This is a genomic window from Paenarthrobacter sp. PPS72 (assembly GCF_048537125.1).
Taxonomy (GTDB): Bacteria; Actinomycetota; Actinomycetes; order Actinomycetales; family Micrococcaceae; genus Arthrobacter; species Arthrobacter nitroguajacolicus_E.
Map to the genome: position 1 here is coordinate 1 of NZ_JBLYIE010000047.1, position 17,645 is coordinate 17,645.

15 protein-coding genes are annotated in these 17,645 nt (G+C 63.7%); 3 read left to right on the forward strand and 12 right to left on the reverse strand.

Features of this window, described 5'->3' with window-relative positions; all coding sequences use genetic code 11:
- The 12 genes from ACLRGI_RS17440 to pdhA form a co-directional block, all read right to left on the reverse strand.
- A partial coding sequence (locus tag ACLRGI_RS17440) for a cell wall anchor protein (RefSeq protein WP_419202826.1) occupies positions 1-1,153 on the reverse strand: 1,153 nt, incomplete at its 3' end.
- 98 nt (positions 1,154-1,251) lie between these two features.
- Complete coding sequence (locus tag ACLRGI_RS17445; protein WP_419202827.1) at positions 1,252-2,343, reverse strand: hypothetical protein; 1,092 nt, start codon at positions 2,341-2,343, stop codon at positions 1,252-1,254.
- A gap of 113 nt (positions 2,344-2,456) precedes the next feature.
- Entirely contained in the window at positions 2,457-3,329 is an 873-nt protein-coding gene (locus ACLRGI_RS17450) for an MBL fold metallo-hydrolase (RefSeq protein WP_419202828.1), read from the reverse strand.
- Positions 3,330-3,460: 131 nt separating this feature from the next.
- A complete protein-coding gene (locus ACLRGI_RS17455; RefSeq protein ID WP_419202829.1) occupies positions 3,461-5,680 on the reverse strand; it encodes a S8 family serine peptidase in 2,220 nt (739 codons plus the stop codon).
- A gap of 202 nt (positions 5,681-5,882) precedes the next feature.
- The gene (locus ACLRGI_RS17460; RefSeq protein WP_419202830.1) at positions 5,883-7,322 is read right to left on the reverse strand and encodes a PepSY-associated TM helix domain-containing protein; all 1,440 of its coding nucleotides are present in this window, start codon (positions 7,320-7,322) and stop codon (positions 5,883-5,885) included.
- A 129-nt stretch (positions 7,323-7,451) separates the two neighbouring features.
- Positions 7,452-8,726 (reverse strand): Dyp-type peroxidase, encoded by a 1,275-nt coding sequence (locus tag ACLRGI_RS17465; RefSeq protein ID WP_419202831.1) that lies wholly within the window; start codon positions 8,724-8,726, stop codon positions 7,452-7,454.
- Positions 8,723-9,313, reverse strand: a complete 591-nt coding sequence (locus ACLRGI_RS17470; RefSeq protein WP_419202832.1) for a copper chaperone PCu(A)C — start codon at positions 9,311-9,313, stop codon at positions 8,723-8,725. Before ACLRGI_RS17470 ends, ACLRGI_RS17465 begins: the two co-directional genes overlap by 4 nt.
- A gap of 53 nt (positions 9,314-9,366) precedes the next feature.
- Positions 9,367-9,990 carry a copper resistance CopC family protein gene (locus ACLRGI_RS17475; RefSeq protein ID WP_419202833.1) on the reverse strand — a complete coding sequence of 208 codons (624 nt, stop codon included), beginning with the start codon at positions 9,988-9,990 and terminating at the stop codon, positions 9,367-9,369.
- 69 nt (positions 9,991-10,059) lie between these two features.
- Positions 10,060-10,677, reverse strand: coding sequence for a hypothetical protein (locus ACLRGI_RS17480; protein ID WP_419202834.1), 618 nt, complete (start codon positions 10,675-10,677; stop codon positions 10,060-10,062).
- Positions 10,678-11,274: 597 nt separating this feature from the next.
- Positions 11,275-12,777 (reverse strand): dihydrolipoamide acetyltransferase family protein, encoded by a 1,503-nt coding sequence (locus tag ACLRGI_RS17485; RefSeq protein WP_419202835.1) that lies wholly within the window; start codon positions 12,775-12,777, stop codon positions 11,275-11,277.
- Between the two features lie 2 nt (positions 12,778-12,779).
- Positions 12,780-13,883: an alpha-ketoacid dehydrogenase subunit beta gene (locus ACLRGI_RS17490; protein WP_419202836.1), complete on the reverse strand. Its 1,104-nt coding sequence runs from the start codon at positions 13,881-13,883 to the stop codon at positions 12,780-12,782.
- A complete protein-coding gene (gene pdhA / locus ACLRGI_RS17495; protein ID WP_419202837.1) occupies positions 13,880-15,073 on the reverse strand; it encodes a pyruvate dehydrogenase (acetyl-transferring) E1 component subunit alpha in 1,194 nt (397 codons plus the stop codon). The genes ACLRGI_RS17490 and pdhA overlap by 4 nt, the downstream gene beginning before the upstream one ends.
- 171 nt (positions 15,074-15,244) lie before the next feature.
- Between pdhA and ACLRGI_RS17500 the strand changes: the two genes are divergently transcribed.
- From ACLRGI_RS17500 to wecB, 3 genes are all read left to right on the forward strand, one after another.
- Positions 15,245-15,709, forward strand: coding sequence for an Lrp/AsnC family transcriptional regulator (locus ACLRGI_RS17500; protein ID WP_419202838.1), 465 nt, complete (start codon positions 15,245-15,247; stop codon positions 15,707-15,709).
- On the forward strand, positions 15,706-16,254 hold the full coding sequence (locus ACLRGI_RS17505) for a YdcF family protein (RefSeq protein ID WP_419202839.1): 549 nt from the start codon (positions 15,706-15,708) through the stop codon (positions 16,252-16,254). Before ACLRGI_RS17500 ends, ACLRGI_RS17505 begins: the two co-directional genes overlap by 4 nt.
- A gap of 99 nt (positions 16,255-16,353) precedes the next feature.
- Entirely contained in the window at positions 16,354-17,496 is a 1,143-nt protein-coding gene (wecB, locus tag ACLRGI_RS17510; RefSeq protein ID WP_419202840.1) for a non-hydrolyzing UDP-N-acetylglucosamine 2-epimerase, read from the forward strand.
- The last annotated feature ends 149 nt before the right edge of the window (positions 17,497-17,645 follow it).

Here is a 17,645-nt window from a genome sequence, read left to right on the forward strand (position 1 = left end):
TCACAACCGGAGGAGTGACAACCGGAGGGGTGACAACCGGCGGGTTCACAACCGGAGGAGTGACCACCGGCGGGTTCACAACCGGAGGAGTGACAACCGGCGGGTTAACGGTGCCGACGGAGCCCCCGCCAATACCAACCGAGGTGGAACCAACGGTGACGGGAGCCGTGATCGGGATGACCAGCTGAGTGCCGGATAGGATCCCGCCGCTGCCGGTAGTGGTGCTACCAGACGTGGTACCGGTCGGAGCAGTTCCGCCTGTGGAACCCGTGCCGGTGTTCGTGGCCGAGGAATCACCCAGCAAACCAGCCGAGGTGGAACCAAGGTTGATCGGCACAGCCACAGGAGCAACTACCTGGGTCCCCGAACCAATGCCGTCCGAACCCGAAGTGGAAGCACCCGAGGTAGCAGGAGCAGCCGGCGCCGAAGAACCAACAGAGCCGGAGGTAGCGGAGGAGTCGCCGCCAACACCCACGGCAGTGGCTCCGATGTTAACAGGGACCGAAATCGGAGCCACTACCTGAGCGCCGGACGCAATGCCCTCTCCCCCCGACGTTGTTGCCTGCGCCGGCGCTTGGGCCGGAGCAGGAGCTGTTGCTGATGACGTGGCAGCTGAATCGCCAAGTACACCGGCCGACGTCGACCCCACCGTGATGGGGATCGTCACCGGCGCCACAACCTGGGTTCCCGAAGCGATACCGTCGGAACCGCTGGTGGTGGCTGCCGGCGTCGAACTCGCCGCCGCGGCAGGAGCCGCAGGAGCGGCAGGTGTGGCTGAGCTCGCCGCAGTGGAGCCCCCCAGCAGACCCACTGACGACGAGCCCAGGTTTATGGGCACCGTTACCGGAGCAACTACCTGCGTTCCGGAGCCGATGCTGTTGGAGCCGTTGGTGCTGGCCGCCGGTGCCATAGCGGACCCTGAACCTGCAGCAGGTGCCGGCGCGGACGTCGTAGCTGCTGAATCCCCCAACAGTCCAAGTGCTGTTCCGCCGAGGCTGATCGGCGCTGTTACTGGCGCTACCACCTGTGTGCCGGAAAGGATCCCGTCCTTGCCGCTGGTGGTGTCCGCGGCGTTCGCCGCGGTGGCGCTGAGGACGATCATGCCCCCGGCAAAGCATGTGCCGATAAGGCACTTGCGTATGGTCGTGTTCATTGTGGTTCTCTCCTGAAGACGTTGTTCCCAAAGACGTCCGAGTGACGGATCGCCCGAATGACCGTCTGCCGCGAAGAGCTGCGCGGCCGGCAGGGAAACTAGTCAGGAGAGGAGCCGGGGTCGAAGCACACCGGCTTTGGATGTTGTGCAGCATCGACCGAATTCAGGCCGGGTAGTGCGTCTGCGGGAATGATCAGTGCGCCCTGAAGGAAGGCAGCTGCAGGGCTGGGCGGACCGTTGTGGGAGTTACCGGAACCGGCTCCCGTGACAGCGGACGGTGCTGTTGCAGGCTGCGTTGGCAGCTCCGAGGGAGACGCGGGATCGGCGGCCGAGGAGGCGCCCCCGAGCACCGCCGTGATCCCTGTTGGAGCAAAATTGCGGGTGGAGGCCAGCAACGCTGAAGCGTCGGCGGATACGCGTGACGGGTTCACGCGGAGGTCCAGTTTGCTGGGCTCAGGGGCTGTTGAACTCACGACGGCGGCAGTCGCCAACGGGTCTGCGTCCACCGTCGCGGGGGCAACTGAAACCTCCGAGCCGGGCACCCTGGCCTCAGGCACGGTTCCGGCATCAACAACCGGCGGAACCGCCACAGGCGGGACACTCACCGGCGGAACCACCACAGGCGGGACGCCTATCGGCGGGACGATGGCTCCAACGGGCGTCAGGACTGTGTCCACCACGCCGTCCACCACACCGACAATCGGCTCCACAATCGGTGTCACCACGTCCGTGACGGGTTCCAGCCGAGCGGGTTCCAAAACTTGGTTAACCGGAGGGACAACAACATTGACAGTGTTGTCCACGGTGTCTGTGGTCGGAACAACTACGGTGTTCACCAGGGTTCCCGCAGTGCTCGGGGGAACCACTTGGTTGACCACTGGCACGGCTGAAACAAGCTGATCGACCGTGCCGCCGACGTGTTCCACGAGGGGTGTCGCTGCCGGGACGTGGACGTTGATCTGCTGGGCCGGTACCACGCCTTTGACCACACTGGGCAGGGGTACGTTCGGCACTGGAACAGTGATTGAACTGGACGAAGCGACGCTGCCCAGCAGGGTTTCGTCGGAGGTTCCAGTGTCTGCACTCGCAGTTGTTGCGGAGAGTGCCATCCAGATTGCGGTACCGGCGCCCGCGACCATGACAGAGCGGAGAATGCTGGTAGCACGCGGGAAAACGCGTGAACCCTTCATCTCGACACCCCCAGGTAGTCGCGAACCAATGATCGCCTTCATCCTAGGACGGGACTAAGCCGTTAGTCCATGGTTGGGAGTAAAGAAGATGACAAATTTGTAAGGAACCTTGTTTAAGAGGGGTATGAACCCGTTTTCCCGGGTCCGAAATCCGGTGTACCCAAGGATGAGCGTCCCTGGGCATTGGTTTCCTGAAGCCTCTTGATAAACCAACGGGATTGTTCCGGGCCATAAGGCAGCACCGGAATGGCCTTGGTGGCGTCGGATGGCATATCGCGGATGGACTGCGTTGCCTGCCGGACCGCGGTGCTCATGGTGTCGGCCATGGTCTTGACGAACTGATCACTAACGGGTTTTCCATGGCCCGGGACCAGGAACTCGTAGCGGTGTCGGAGCGCGGAAATGTGCCGCAGGGCATCAGCCCATTCCTCCGGATAAGAATCCTCGAACGACGGATGCGCACCCTGCTCAACCAAGTCCCCCACATAAAGAGTGGAGCTGGTGCCAACCAGGAGGTCACCATCGGTGTGCGCACGGCCCAGGTAGAAGAGGGTGGCGGTGATGCCGCCAAGGTCAACCAGGACAGGTTGGTCGTGGACCAGGGCGTTGGGGACAACGATGTCGACGGCGTCGCCCTCCCCCGCTGCCATCTCGGGTTCATTGGTGGCCACGAAGCGTCGCTGGGTATCGGCGTCGCGTTCTATAGTGGCCGCACAGTTGGCGTGCGCCCAAAACTCCGTGACGCCGTCGTCGGCAAATACTGCGTTGCCGAAGAAATGGTCGTAGTGGGCGTGCGTGTTCACCACAACCAGCGGAAGCTGGGTCTTTTCGCGAACAGCAGCGAGGATCTCCCGGCCTTGGCGGGGGCCGCAGCCGGTGTCGATGACCATGGCGAGTTCAGAACCCACCACGAGCCCGGTGTTGAGTAACGATCCCTCGGTTTCCAAGACGTAGTTGTCCGGTCCAAGTTCTAGCCAAGCTGACAATTCGTGCTCCGTATCCACTGCAATCCGGCGATGTTCAGGCCTCTACTCTACCCACGGATCCCGTGCGGATGCTGGAAGGAAACGGAAACGGCCCGGAAGCAATTGATGCTTCCGGGCCGTGACATCCGGTGTTAGAGGAAAGCGTTCATGGTGTTCCAGCCGACGCCAACCTGGGCCGAGTACAACCACCAGCTGTAACCGTTGCCGGCGTACAAGACCAGTTCTCCGGCGCTGGTGCGCCCAAGAACGTCCACCTTTCCGTCGCCGTCAAAGTCGCCCGGCGCCTCAATGGCGTTGAAGATGTTCCAACCGGCGCCCACCTGGGTCGCTGCCAGCCAACCACCGGCTCCATTACCCGGGTAGAGCAGCAAAGCTCCTGATCCGTTGCGGGCAATGACGTCAGCTTTGCCGTCGCCGTTGAAGTCGCCCACGCCGTCGATCGCTGTCATGACGTTCCAGCCGGCGCCGATTTGGCGGGGCTGGAGCCAACCGCCGGTGCCGTTGCCCGGGTATAGCCACAGAACGCCGTTGCCGTCGCGGGCAATGACATCGGTTGTCGCGTCTCCGTTGAAGTCACCCGGTGACTTGATGGACGTCATCATGTTCCAGCCGGCGCCGATCTGCGTGCGGCCGAGCAAGCCACCCCACCCGTTGCCGGGGTACAGCCACAGAACGCCGTTGCCGTCGCGGGCAATAACGTCGGCATAGCCGTCTCCGTTGAAGTCGCCGGGCGCTTCAACCGAGGTCATGACGTTCCAGCCGACGCCGATCTGGGTGCGGCCCCTCCAGTTGCCGTAGCCGCTGCCCTTGTAGAGCCACAACACGCCGCTGCTGTCACGAGCAATCACGTCGCTGGTTCCATCACCATTGAAATCGGTGAGCTTTTGGTGCGGCGCAGGAAGCGGGGCGGCACCACCGAACTTTTTCAACGCCGTCGTGGCGTCTACCAAACCCGCACCGCAGCCGGCGGAGCAACCGGCCGGAAGCGGTCGCGCTGATTCCTTGAGTTGCTGTTCCAGCAACTGGGGTGTGAGGGTGTTGCCTTCAGCCGAGAAGAGGAGAGCCGCAATGCCGGCCACGTGAGGAGAAGCCATGGACGTGCCCTGCATGAACGCAAAAGCAGGTTCATCCTGTGTGGTGGTGCCGTAGTTCAAGGTGGACAAGATGCCTTGGGTGACATCTGTTGTCATGTCGCCGCCGGGCGCCGTCACGTCAATAGCGCTTCCGTAATTGGAATACTCCGCCCGCGCGCCGGACTTGGTGCTCGCCGCCACGGTGATGACGTTCTGGCAATTACCCGGGCTGATATCAGCTGCCGGGCGGTTGGAGTTTCCTGCGGAGACCACCACTGCTGTACCTGCGTTGTAGGCAAAGTTGATGGCGTTCTGGTAGGTGGCGGAGCATGTGGCTACGCCACCGAGGCTGATGTTGATCACCTTTGCTGGGTTGGGGTTGACGGGGAGGTCAGTGACCACGCCGCCGGCTGCCCAGACGATTGAGTCAGCGATGTCGGAACTGTACCCTCCACAGGCGCCCAAAGCCCGCACCGGAAGAATCTTTGACTTTGGCGCTACGCCACTGATGCCAATGCTGTTGTTTCCAACTGCGGCCACAATTCCGGCCACGTGGGTTCCGTGCCAGGACGAACTTTCAGCGGGGCTGCCCGCTTCACATTGCCCTGCCGGAACCCAGTCGCCTTGGTCAGTGGGGTCCGGATCCCTGCCGTTTCCGTCCCGCGCGTTAGTTGCATTGGAGATCATGTCGTAGCCGGGCAGCACATTCGCATTGAGTTCCGGGTGGTTGGTGATGCCGGTGTCCACGATCGCCACCACCACACCTTCGCCCTGGTTGTAGTTCCAGGCTGCTGGAGTGCGGATGCCGGAGAAGTTATCCCACAGGTTCCACTGCTCCGTGTAGCCGTAGTCTTTCGAGTGGGCCGTGGGGTACATGATGGCGTCAGGCTCTGCGTAAGCGACAGCAGGATCAGCGCGGAGCGTCTCCACGAAAAGCTTGGCTTCCGACGGCGTGAGGGCTTCGTCGAGCTTGATGACTTGCCCGCCCGTAGCGTTTCGGCGCACGTTTTGGGCCGAGACGCCAAGCTTGGTTGCTGCTTGGTCCGCCGCGTTTTCGGCTTTCACTGCAGCGGCTTGGGCGGCGTTGTCCCGAATGCCGACAATGAATTGGTCGGTAGCCGTTTCGGGTGTCGGCTGAATTGCCTGCGGCGTGCTCGGGATAAGGTCGTCAAGATCGGCTGCGGCTGCCGGCTGAACAGCCAATCCCCCGCCAATGAGAAGTGTGGTCACGGCCAGGCCGATAAACCTCAGCGGGTGCAGACGGGAATTATTCACCATATTCGGGCTTCCTAGGGAAAGCGCGTGCAACCTCTGAACGGCTGATCGCGGGCAACTGGAGACCACCAGCTGACCCCCAGGAAATTGTAAGCTGACTCCCGACTACAAAGTCGTAATGGGCGCGTTTGTGACAACTTCGGCGCTGGTTGCGTGCAAGCCCATGCCAGCGGCTCGGTCGATGCCGGAGCCGCTGGCGGTGGCGTCACTTGCCGGTTTGGGGCCGGTTCTTGATGAGGCTCAGGACGACGTCGAAAGCCAGGAAGACCGCGAGACTGATTCCCAGCAGTGGAAGGAACACGCCCACTGCGATAGCTACCGCGGCGACGGTGGCTGTGAGGGGCCAGGGCGAAGTGCGGAGGAAGCGTTGGCTGGGCGCTCTCCCCACGGCCCAGGCTGTGCCCCGGGTAGGACGTCGCTTCCACCACATGAGATAGCCGCCAATGATGCTTCCAGCCAGGCCAAGCGCGATGAGGGCCAGGACAAGTTGGTTGGCGAGCCCGAAGAGGACACCCGTGTGCGCGTCAATGCCCCAGCGGGTAAGTTTTGCGGCCAAGGTGAAGTCCTCGAACACGAGTTTTGAGGTGACTTTCATGGTGGCGGGGTGGACGGCGACGGCGTCGGCCTGGGTGGGCCAGCTGCGGTCGATTTCCGTGACGGTCCAGGCCTTCCCGGCCCCGGCGGGAGGCTTGATCTCGATTTTGTCCGCCTCGATGATGGTCTCCTGGCGTGCTGCGGCCAAGACATGGTCGTACATGGTGGGGTCCATGCTTGTGCCTGTTGGTGTTCCACCACCGTGATGGGGCTGCTGCACACCGTCGGCCGATGCATCCGCGCCATCAATGGTGGTGGGCAGTTGGGGGGTGGTCCAGTTCAGAGCGGACCTGAGGCTTGTGATGTTGTTTCCGGCCAGCCCGGACCAGGTCAGGCCCGTAGCGGAGAGGAACAGGAACCCGACAATGAGTGCCACGCCGCCGGTTCCGTGGACCTTCGCAAGCCCGCCCCGGTTGAACCTGCCCGTCCTTGTCCGGGCGGTGACGTCTTTTTTCGGTGTCTTCCGCCGGGGCCTGGTCAACCAGAGCGCGAGGCCGGCCAGAGAGATCAGCCAAAGCCAGGAAGCAGCCAGCTCGCTGTAGAGGCGGCCGGCATCGCCCAGCAGCAGGGTCCTGTGCAGGTCATCGATCCATGTACGGAACGGCAGGACGCCGCTGGTGCCGTACACAGTCAGGTCCCCCCGGACTTCGGCGTTGGCTGGGTTGATGAAGATAGCCCTGGATTCAGACTCACCCAATCCGGGGTCCGTGAACATGACGCGGGTGGTGTCCCCCGGCCTTGGTGCAGGCCGGACCGCTGCGGGCGCCTGGCCTCCTGCAATTTGCTGGGCGGCGCGGATCTGCTCTGCCAGCGGAACAGAGGATTGGGAGGCCGGAACCCGCAGTTCCTTGCTGTAAATGGCCTCTTCCAGTGCCGGGGTCAGGGCGTAAAGCGCGCCGGAGAGGGCGGCGATAAGCAGGAAGGGGCCGATGAAGACTCCGGCATAGAAGTGCAAACGCTTGGCCAGAGCCCGGACAGCGCCACGGGGTTTGCCGGGAGTGGCTGCCTCTGTGGCCTGTCCTGCAGGGTCGACAGTGATGATGGGTGTCAAGGGTTGTCCTCTTGGCTGGGTCCGTCAGGACAGGCCTGACGGTGAAGTTGGGCACAGCCAGCCGGCACCCGGAGCTCGTGATGGCTCCGGGTGCTGGCTGCGGTGGTCTATGTTGACTAGCTGTGGCTCTTAGGCGAAGAGTTGCTCGCCAATGAAGCCTCCTGGCCCGCATCCGGGCGGGACGGCGAACACGGCTGACCCCACCGGGGTGGTCCATTGGTTGAGGATGTCCAGTTCATCCAGTCGGCGCTGGATCGGGGTGAACTGCCGGTCCACGTCGGCCTGGTAAGACGCGAATATCAGGCCTGACCCGGATCCGGCCCCTGCGCCCGGGGCAGCGTCGTAATTGTAGGCGCGCCGGAACATCCGTTGGGAGGCGTCCTCGGGCCGGGCCCTGCGCAGGTGCGAGAAATCCGCGATCACCGGGAACCCCACAGGGCTCAGTGCGGCGAAGTCGGGTTCGTCGTGCTCCTGCGTTCCGGTTAGCGGCGCACCGTTGGCGAGGTTCCTGCCCACGGATGCTTCCCGACCGGAACGGTCCAGTTCATCCCATTTATCCAGGTTCATGGCGATCCGCCGGATCACCAACGAGGTCCCGTTCGGGGTCCAGGCCGGTATTTGGGGGTCCCCCCAAACGACGCGCTCGAACTCCGGACTGCCCGGGGCCGGGTTGGAGGTTCCATCCACCTGGCCGAACAGGTTCCGCATGGTGGTTCCTGATTTCTCCGTGCCATAGGCGCGGCGGAACCCGGATTGGATCCAGCGGACGGTGGTGAAACTACGGCTGTCTTTGAGGAGCATCCGTTGGGCATGAGCAACCGTAAGGGGATCATCCGCGCAGATCTGCAGCAGAAGGTCCCCATCGGAGAATTCCGGAACCAGGCGGTCAATCGTGAAGGCCGGCAGGGGCTTCAGCCAGCCCGGAGCCCGGGCAGGATCAACCACCCGGATCAGTCCCGGGCCGAACCCGAACGTCACTGTCAGCCGTGCCGGGCGCAGCGCGAGTTCGCCTTCGGTATCGGCCAGCGCCGGTTTGCCTTGAGTGAGGTTCGCCGCGTCGTCACTAAGCAGGCGCAGCAGGGCCCTGACCTGCTCCCGGGTGGTGCCGGGGAGCAGGTCCAAGCCCAGGAAAACCCCGTGCGTCTGCGGTGCCGTGCTGATTCCGGCTTGGCGTTCACCGTGGAAGGGCTCAACCTCGGCCCCGTTGGATCCGTCCTCCGGCGGCAACGCCACGGGTTGGGAGTCACGGCTGGCCGAGGCGATCTGGGTACCGGCGGCCGCGAGAGCGCCGATGCCGGCGGCGGCGCCGCCGAACAGAACATGCCTGCGTCGGAGACCGCCGCGCCCGGCCGAATCCTGTCCGCGGGTACCCTGTTCCGTCGGGTATCGATCCGAGGACATCATTTCGACGGCGTGGTCGAGGGCATCACCATGCCGCTGTGGGTACCGTCCATGGAACCTTGTTCAGGTTCCGTGGTCCCGGAGTATTCTTCGTTCGCGCCGGCGAAGTCTTTGACCTGCGCGGTGAATGTCGTCGTCCCGCCATCCGCGAGTTGAAGCTCCACAGTGATGTCGTCACCGGGCTTTACAGGCTGTGTCAGGTCCATCAGCATGATGTGGTTGGCGCCTGGTTCGAGTTTGAAGGTTCCCTTCGCGGGAATGACGAATCCACCCTCCTTGGGCTGCATCTTCATGCTTCCATCCGAGCCTGACACGGTTTCGTGCAGCTCGGCGACCTTGGCAGCCGCAGTAGAGGCGCCAGAGACCGTAATTTCCTTCTCTGTGGTGTTCTCAATGGTCCCGAAAACCGGGGTCATGCCGGACTCGAGGGCTTTGGCCCAGGTCTCGCTGACCGTCAGGGCAGCCGGCGCCGAAGCGCTGGGGCTCGAGGCCGCCGTCGTCGAAGGTGCGTTTTCCTGTCCGCAGCCGCTCAGGGCCAAGGACGCGGCCGTGAGGACAGACAGGGTTACGTAAGTGAGTTTTTTAGACATGGGAGTGCTCCTGAAAGATTTGGGACAGCCGCCACGCAGCGGACTGTTAAGTGCTAGTTGTCGGTTGTGGCGCGGCGAAGCCGGGCGGTGGCGCGGAAGGCGACATAAATCCCGAGTCCTGCCACGGCTCCGAGGCCGGCAGGGATCAGCCAGCCCGGCAGCGCCGCGGACTGATCCGTTTCAATTTGGTCGGCTCCGGCAGCAGGGCCCGGCGTCGGGGAGGTCTTTGCGCCGCTGGCCGCGTCAAAGGACCCCGGCTTGGCGGTGGCTCCGACAAGGAATTCATAACTGCCATCGATGGGGTGCCCATCGATGGACACCACCCTCCAACGGACCTGGTATTCGCCCTCGGGCAGGTCCGCGGGCAACGGCTGGGTCAGGGTAGCCCCGGACAGGACCGGGGCGATTTCCACGCGGTTGGCGGCCGTTGAGTCCACCACGCGGATCTCATATCCCAGCTTCATCATCGGGGCCCGGAAGGTCAGCGAAATACTGTCCGGGCTCCGGTCGAGGCGTTGGCCGGGTGCCGGTGTGGACGACATCAACTCATCATGAGCTAAAGCGGCCGGGGCCGTGCCCAGACTGACGCCCAAGCCCAGCAGGAGCATGGCGAGGACGGAGGTGGTGCCGGCCCAGGGGCGCCGCCACGGGTTTTTCTTTAAGATACTTTTTGGCATGACTGCTTTCCGCCCCGGTGCCTGGTAGCAGGCTACGCGGGGTTCGTCGGGGTGAAAGGCGCACTGCGCCTAGGACACGACAGGAAAGAGCGGAGGGCCGCGGTGACGCATCACCAGCAGCGGGGCGCCAAGGTTACGCAGGGTCCGCACGGGCCAGCTTGCCGGAAGGGCCGGGGCACCCGGTTCGACGGCGAGCGGTACGAACAATGGAAGGAACGCGGTCACCTTGAGACGCAAGGCCCGCAGCAGCCGTACGGCGGTTACCTCACCGTGCCGGAGCACGGCAACGGTGAGCACGGCCGCACACGCGTGGCTGACCCACATCATTGGCGAAGCATGCGTCATCCCGGCAGACATCGCTGCTTCACCACCGGAGGTCAGTGCGGGCATGAGATGACCTGCATGGCCCGCTCCGGCGGGGGCGAATGCAGGGGCTGCCTCGCCGCCGAGACTGAAGAGCCAGTGAAACAGTCCCTGGCTGAGAACGACTCCGGCCGCCAACCGCTTCAAGCACAGCACGCGGCCGGCCAAGGCACCACAAATCATCCCCGACAACGCCAGGGACACAAGCGCCAGACGCAAATCAGGGACATCGCCGCCGGCCAGAACGTGGGAAAGCGCGGCGACGGAGGTCGCAAAAAGGGCGCCGGTCCACCCGCGGACCAGACGCAGTCCCCGTGCCGTCACGTTCCCTCCCCCACAATGCAGACATAGGACCCAATCGGTCCACGACGATTCTCTCCGCAATTCTACGGGGCGTCGAAGAAAAAGCGTATTGCCCCATGGCTGGTCAACCACAATGAGGGCAGTATTGCGTGCTCGGGCAGCAAATTCGGATGTCCCGCGCTGCCCGAGGGATGACCGCCGAGCATCTCGACCTTTCGCCCATGCGGCTAGCGGAGAGACGGATTCGCAGGCCATCGCATATGACAGGAACAGGACAAGGCGGAACAACTTATCTGGCCTCATCGCCGCCGGTAGTCTCTATGGCCTGACCAAAGACGAGGCCAACAACATCGTTGCCCGAATCGAAGACGCTATTCGTGGGCACTGGGCCGAGGCTGCGGAATTTGGAATGCTGACCAGCCCCGACAGCCGCCTCCTGTGGGGGCGGCAGTTTCTCAATCCCGGCACCCTCTACGGTGTCCGCGATCGGTGAAGTTCGGCCCTTTCGGAGTACATCGTCCGCAACGACGCAGGAGCTGGAGTTGTGAAACCAATGCCGAGGAACTGATCGGGATGTGAGAGAGCGTCCCGCCCAAGCCCTAGGGATGTGAGAGAGCGTTACATGTCCGCGAGCGCTCCACCCGGGTTCTCGATTGCGTCGGCAACGTACCGGAGGAAGCCGGCCGCTGTTTCGCCGTCGCACACGCGGTGGTCGAACGCGAGGGTCAGTTCGGTGACTTTGCGGACGGCCAGCTCACCGTTGACCACCCAGGGCTTGTCGATGATGCGGCCCACGCCGAGCATCGCAACTTCGGGGTAGTTGATGATCGCGGCCGAGCCGTCCACACCGAACACGCCGTAGTTGTTCAGCGTGAAAGTGCCGGAGCCCAGTTCGGTGGGGGTCGCCTTTCCGTCACGCGCGACGGCGGTGAGTCGGCGGATCTCTGCGTCCAGTTCGCGGGCGCTCAGCTCGTGCGCGTTCCGGACGGACGGGACCACGAGTCCGCGGTCGGTCTGGGCGGCGAAGCCAAGGTTGATGCCGTCGAACCCAACGATCTCTTGCGAACCATCCGATGCTGTTTCAAAGCGCGTGTTCAGGGCCGGGTACTTTTTTAACCCAGCTGTGACAAAACGGGCGATGAAGGCCAGCAGCCCCGGGGTATCGTGCGGTGCGCGCTTCTTGAGCTCGGCCCGCATCTCCAGCAGGGCTGTTGCATCGACGTCCACCCAAACGGTCGCTTCGGGAATCTCCGAGCGGCTGCGGGTCATGTTCGCGGCCACGGCCTTGCGGACCCCACGGACAGGCGTGCGCGCCGAGACAGTCAAACCAGTCCGGTTGTCCACGGCACCCGAGGCGGCAGAAGCGGCAGATACAGGAGCAGCAGCACCAGCAACAGCAGGAGCAGGAGCAGCCTCTGGAGCAGAAATCGCCGCCTCCACATCCCGACGCATGATCAAGCCACTGGCACCCGAACCCTCAATCGCCTCGAGGGAAACACCGTGGTCGCGCGCCATCTTGCGCACCAGCGGCGAGATGACGGCACTGAGCTTGCCGGGAATGCGCGTCCCAGCCACAGCCGGGTCAGCGACAGCCGGCTCAGCCACAGAAACAGGCTCAGCAACAGCAACAGGAGCAGAAACAGAACCGCCACCGACGCTCGCCTTCCGCGGGCGGGTCCGGCCACCGGTCGCTCCCCCGGGCGTGCCGTACCCAATCAGCACGTTGCCCGAGCCAGCCTTCTCCTCGGTCCGGTACGTCTCGGCAGCAGCTTCCACCGAGGAAGAAACGTCAAGACCGGAGGACACGGGCGAAGGATCCACAGAACCAGCAGGTGCAGCAACAGGTGCGGCAGCGGGCGAAGCCGCAGCAGAACCAGCGCGAGCGATCGAGATCAGCGGCTTGCCGACGTCGAGCGTTTGACCGGCTTCACCATGCAGCTCGGCAACGGTGCCCGCGTAAGGCGAGGGCACCTCAACCATGGACTTGGCGGTTTCAACCTCGGCGATTGGCTGGTCAACCACAATCTCGTCGCCCACGGCAACGAGCCAGTTCACCAGTTCGGCCTCGGTGAGGCCCTCGCCAAGATCGGGCAGTTTGAAGACCTGCATATCTGAGCTCATGGTTAGTCCTCCCATTGAAGGTCGTCGACGGCGTCGAGGATGCGGTCGACGCTTGGCAGGTAGTAGTGCTCCAGCTTGGGAGACGGGAACGGGACATCGAAGCCGGTCACCCGCAATATGGGCGCAGCAAGGTAGTGGAACGCGCGTTCCTGGACGCGGGCCACGATCTCGGAGGACACGGAAGCGAATCCGTGGGCTTCGGCGATCACGACGGCGCGTCCCGTCTTGCGTACGGACGCGCAGACGGTTTCGTCGTCGAAGGGGACGAGGGTGCGGACGTCGATGACTTCCAGAGAGCGGCCCTCTTCGGCGGCAGCAGCCGCTGCGGCGAGCGCGGTGGGGACGGATGGACCGTAGGCGATGAGCGTGGCGTCGGTGCCGGGACGGGCAACAGCTGCGCGGCCCTCGGTGGAGGTGCCGGCGTCGTGCTCTGCTCGGAGGGCGCCCAGGTCCACTTGGTCCTTGGACCAGTAGAGCTTCTTGGGTTCCATGAACATGACGGGGTCATCGGAGTCGATTGCTTCGCGGAGCATGCGGTAGCCGTCGGCCACGGTGGCCGGGGTGTAGACCTTGAGTCCGGCGGTGTGGGCGTAGTAGGACTCGGAGGAGTCGCAGTGGTGCTCCACTCCCCCGATTCCGCCAGCGTAGGGAACACGGATGACCATGGGCATTTTGAGCTTGCCCTTGGTGCGGTTGTGCATTTTGGCTACGTGGCTGACGATCTGTTCGAAGGCCGGGTAGGCGAAGGCGTCGAACTGCATTTCGATCACGGGGCGCATGCCGTTGATGGCCATGCCCACGGCCATGCCGACGATGCCGGACTCGGCCAGCGGGGTGTCGAAGCAGCGCTGTTCGCCGAATTCCGCCATGAGGCCGTCCGTGATGCGGAAGACGCCGCCCAGCATGCCCACGTCCTCGCCGAAGACCAGGACGGAGGAGTCTGCGCGCATGGCGTCGGCCATGGCGGTGTTGAGCGCTTTGGCCATGGTGAGGCTCTGCGGGCCGGTGGCTTCGGCGGTGGCCGCGGCGGAAGCGGCTGCGCTGGCAGTGGCTGCGCTGACGTTGCCGTTTGCGGTGGTGCCGCTGGCGGTGGTGGTGACGGTCATTTTGCGCTCTCCTCTCGTGCGAGTTCGCTGGCGAGCAGTTCGGACTGTTCTTTGAGCTGCGGCGTTTGCTTGTCGAAGACGTATTTGAAGAGGTCCAGCGGCTGCACGGGAACGTCCTCGCCCAGGCCTTCGCGGAGCTGGGTGGCCACGGCCTCGGCATGCGAGGCAATGCGCTCCGAAGCGGCGGAATCCAGCAGGCCCTTGTCCGTGAGGTAGGACTTCATGCGTGCCAGCGGATCTTTGGCCTGCCATTCGGCAACTTCGCTGTCCGGGCGGTAGCGGGTGGCGTCGTCGGCGTTGGTGTGTGCCTGCATGCGGTAGGTGTGGGCCTCGATCAGCAGCGGGCCGGAGCCGTCGCGGGCCAGCTTCACGGCCCGGTCCATCACGGCGAGCAATGCGACGAGGTCGTTGCCGTCAACGCGCTCACCGGCCATGCCGTAGCCAACAGCCTTGTGGGCCAGCGACGGTGCCACGGACTGGAGGCTGAGCGGTACGGAGATGGCGTACTTGTTGTTCTGCACGAAGAAGATGACGGGCAGGTGGAAGACGGCGGCGAAGTTCAGTGCCTCGTGGAAGTCGCCTTCGCTGGTGGCGCCGTCGCCGCACATGGCCATGACAACGGTGTTTTCGCCGCGCAGCTTGGCAGCGTGGGCAACGCCCACAGCGTGCAGCAGCTGGGTGGTCAGCGGGGTGCACTGGATGCCCACGTTGTGCTCGGTGGGATCGTACCCGCCGTGCCAGTCGCCGCGGAAGATGGTCATCACTTCAACGGGGTCCACCCCGCGGGTCATGACGGCGACGGCGTCACGGTAGGTGGGGAACAGCCAGTCGCCTTCGCTGAGGCACATGGCAGCTGCAACCTGGCAGGCTTCCTGGCCGTGGCTTGAGGGGTAGACGGCCATGCGGCCCTGCCGGACGAGCGCAGAGTTCTGGTCGTTGACGCGACGTCCGACGACGAGCTGCTCGTAAGCGGCCATCAGTTCAGCGTCGCCGGGCGTGGGGTATTCGTGGCCGGGTTCGGTGCCTTGCTCGTCATGGGGGCGGAGGGTGCCGTCCGGGTTCACCATTTGGATCTGGTGCCGGGCGGGGAGCATGTAGTCCTCAACGCTGATGCCGAATTTTGTCCGAACGTCAGCAGCTTGGTCCTCTACAGCCGTTTCCGGCGCAGAGTGGTCCGCGTGGATCGTCATTGGTCCGTCCTTCTCTAGCCACTATGTGCTTCCAGTATGTTCCCCGGCCTTGTTTCGTATCCAGCTTTCCGCTAAATTATGGAAGCCCTTGCCTAAACTGGGTACTCTGAAAGACGAATTGCAATTGTGAGCTGGGTAACGTGCCCGCGCCGTAGACGAATTGGAGAGCCAGTGAGCGAGGCCGAGGCGGAGCAGACCGCCATACCGCTGGACAGTGTGGACCGGGACATCATCCGTGAGCTGACCACCGACGGGCGCATGTCCATCACGCAGGTGGCCGAGAACGTCCATATCAGCCGCGCCCACGCGTACACCCGGATCGCCCGGCTCACGGGCGAGGGCGTGCTGACTAAGTTCACGGCTCTGGTGGATCCCATCAAAGCCGGCCTGCGGTCCTCGGCCTACGTCACGTTGAAGGTCCAGCAGCATTCGTGGCGCGAACTGAAGGAACAGCTGCGGGCCATCCCGGAGATCCATCACATTGCTTTGGTGGGCGGCGACTTCGACGTGATCCTCTTGGTCCGTGCCACAGACAACATCCACCTCCGCCGTGTCATCTTCGATCAGCTGCAATCCATGGACGGCATCCTGGACACCCAAACTTTCCTGGTGTTCGAGGACGTAGATACCCGGTGACGTTCCAACGGAAGCTTGCCTGGACACTGGTGGCTACTGTTTTGGCGGGTGTGCTGTGGCTGATTGCTGCGTTCCAGCTCTTTCACAATCCCCCTCATGCCCCTCCCCAACGAACCGACGCCATTGTGGTCCTGGGCGGCATGAGCAGTGAACGCCTCCCGGTGGGCCTCGCCTTGCGGGAGCAGTTGGGAATCAAGGACCTGGTGGTTGTCACCACGGGTCTGCCGGCCAACGCCGGTTCGGACGAGTTTTGTGAAGCGCACGACGGCGACCCTCACCTTGACTGCTTTCGCCCGGATCCGCTGAACACCAGGGGCGAGGCCTCACGGCTTCGGGACCTTGCCGCCGAACGAGGTTGGACGTCCGTGACCGTGGTGACCTCCGACTATCACCTTCAGCGGGCCGGCACCCTGATGAAGCAGTGCATCGTAGCTGACGTGCACCTGGTGGGCACCGAACCGGAGCTCTCCCCCGCTGGCTGGCTGCGGCGATTTGTCATTGAAACGGGCGGCCTATTTGATGTGTGGTTGCGGCCCGAATGCTAAGTGTTCTGCGCACTTCCTTGGTGTTCTGAACGACTAAGATTGCACTAGTTTCGAGTGCCTTCTTGGGCCGGTCATTTGGGGGAAAACGTGCACACCATCATGCCTATTTTTGGGACCCGCCCGGAAGCCATCAAAATGGCTCCTATTGTTCGGGCATTGATGGAGTCGGACCTCTTCGAGTGCGTCGTGACAGTCACCGGGCAGCACCGGGAAATGCTGGATCAGGTCAACGAGCTGTTCGGCATTACTCCGGACCACGATCTCAACATTCTTCAGCCAGGCCAGTCCCTCACGGACATCATGACCCGCACTATGAGCGGGCTCGATACCTTGTTTGGTGTTTCCAGGCCGGACGCCGTGATCGTCCAAGGCGACACCACCACCTCCACCGCGGGTGCTATCGCCGCTTTCTATCACGGCATTCCGGTGATCCACGTTGAGGCCGGCCTCCGCAGCGGCAACCTGCTCTCCCCTTTCCCGGAAGAGGCGAACCGCAAGATCACCAGCCAGATCGCTTCCCTACACTTGGCGCCGACGAGCACCAGCCGGGCAAACCTGCTGGCCGAAGGTGTGGCTGCCGAGAACATCGTGGTGACGGGCAACTCCGTTATTGATGCTTTGTTGACCACCGTGGACAAGCAGGTCCCGTTCTCCGATCCTCAACTGGAATCCCTCGCTGCAAGTGGCCGCCGAGTGCTTTTGGTGACCACGCACCGCCGCGAGAACCAAGGCGACGCCATGCGCGGAGTCGGCCGGGCCCTCGCCCGCATTGCCGACGCTGAGCCGGACCTGGTCATTGTCCTTCCGGCCCACAAGAACCCTGTGGTCCGCGAAGCCGTACTGCCCGCGTTGGAAGGCAAGGCGAACGTTCTGGTGACCGAGCCGTTGGCCTATGGCGAGTTCACCCGCATGCTCTCCTTAGCCCACATCGTCCTCACCGATTCGGGTGGGGTCCAGGAAGAAGCACCCAGCCTGGGCAAGCCCGTCCTCGTGATGCGCGACAACACCGAACGCCCCGAAGCAGTGGACGCCGGCACCGTGGCACTGATCGGCACGGACGAGGAACGCATCGTGGCCGAGGTGGGCCGGCTGCTTCACGATGCTGAGCACTTCGAGGCCATGGCGAATGCCGTGAATCCTTACGGCGACGGGCTAGCGTCCGCGCGCACCATCGCGGCCATCGCCGAGCTGCTGGGCGTGGGGCGGCGGGTGGAGGAGTTTGGGATGGAGCAGGTGCGGTAGCGGTTTGCGGTGCCTCGATTCTCGTCGCCGATACCCAGTCGAGCAGAAAGGTTGTTGATCGCCGCACGGGAACGATTTACAGGCCCTTCGCATTTAGGCATGGTTGAGGGTGTTCTGCCGATAGGGTCGGTGGCCGCCGGCGGCGAGTA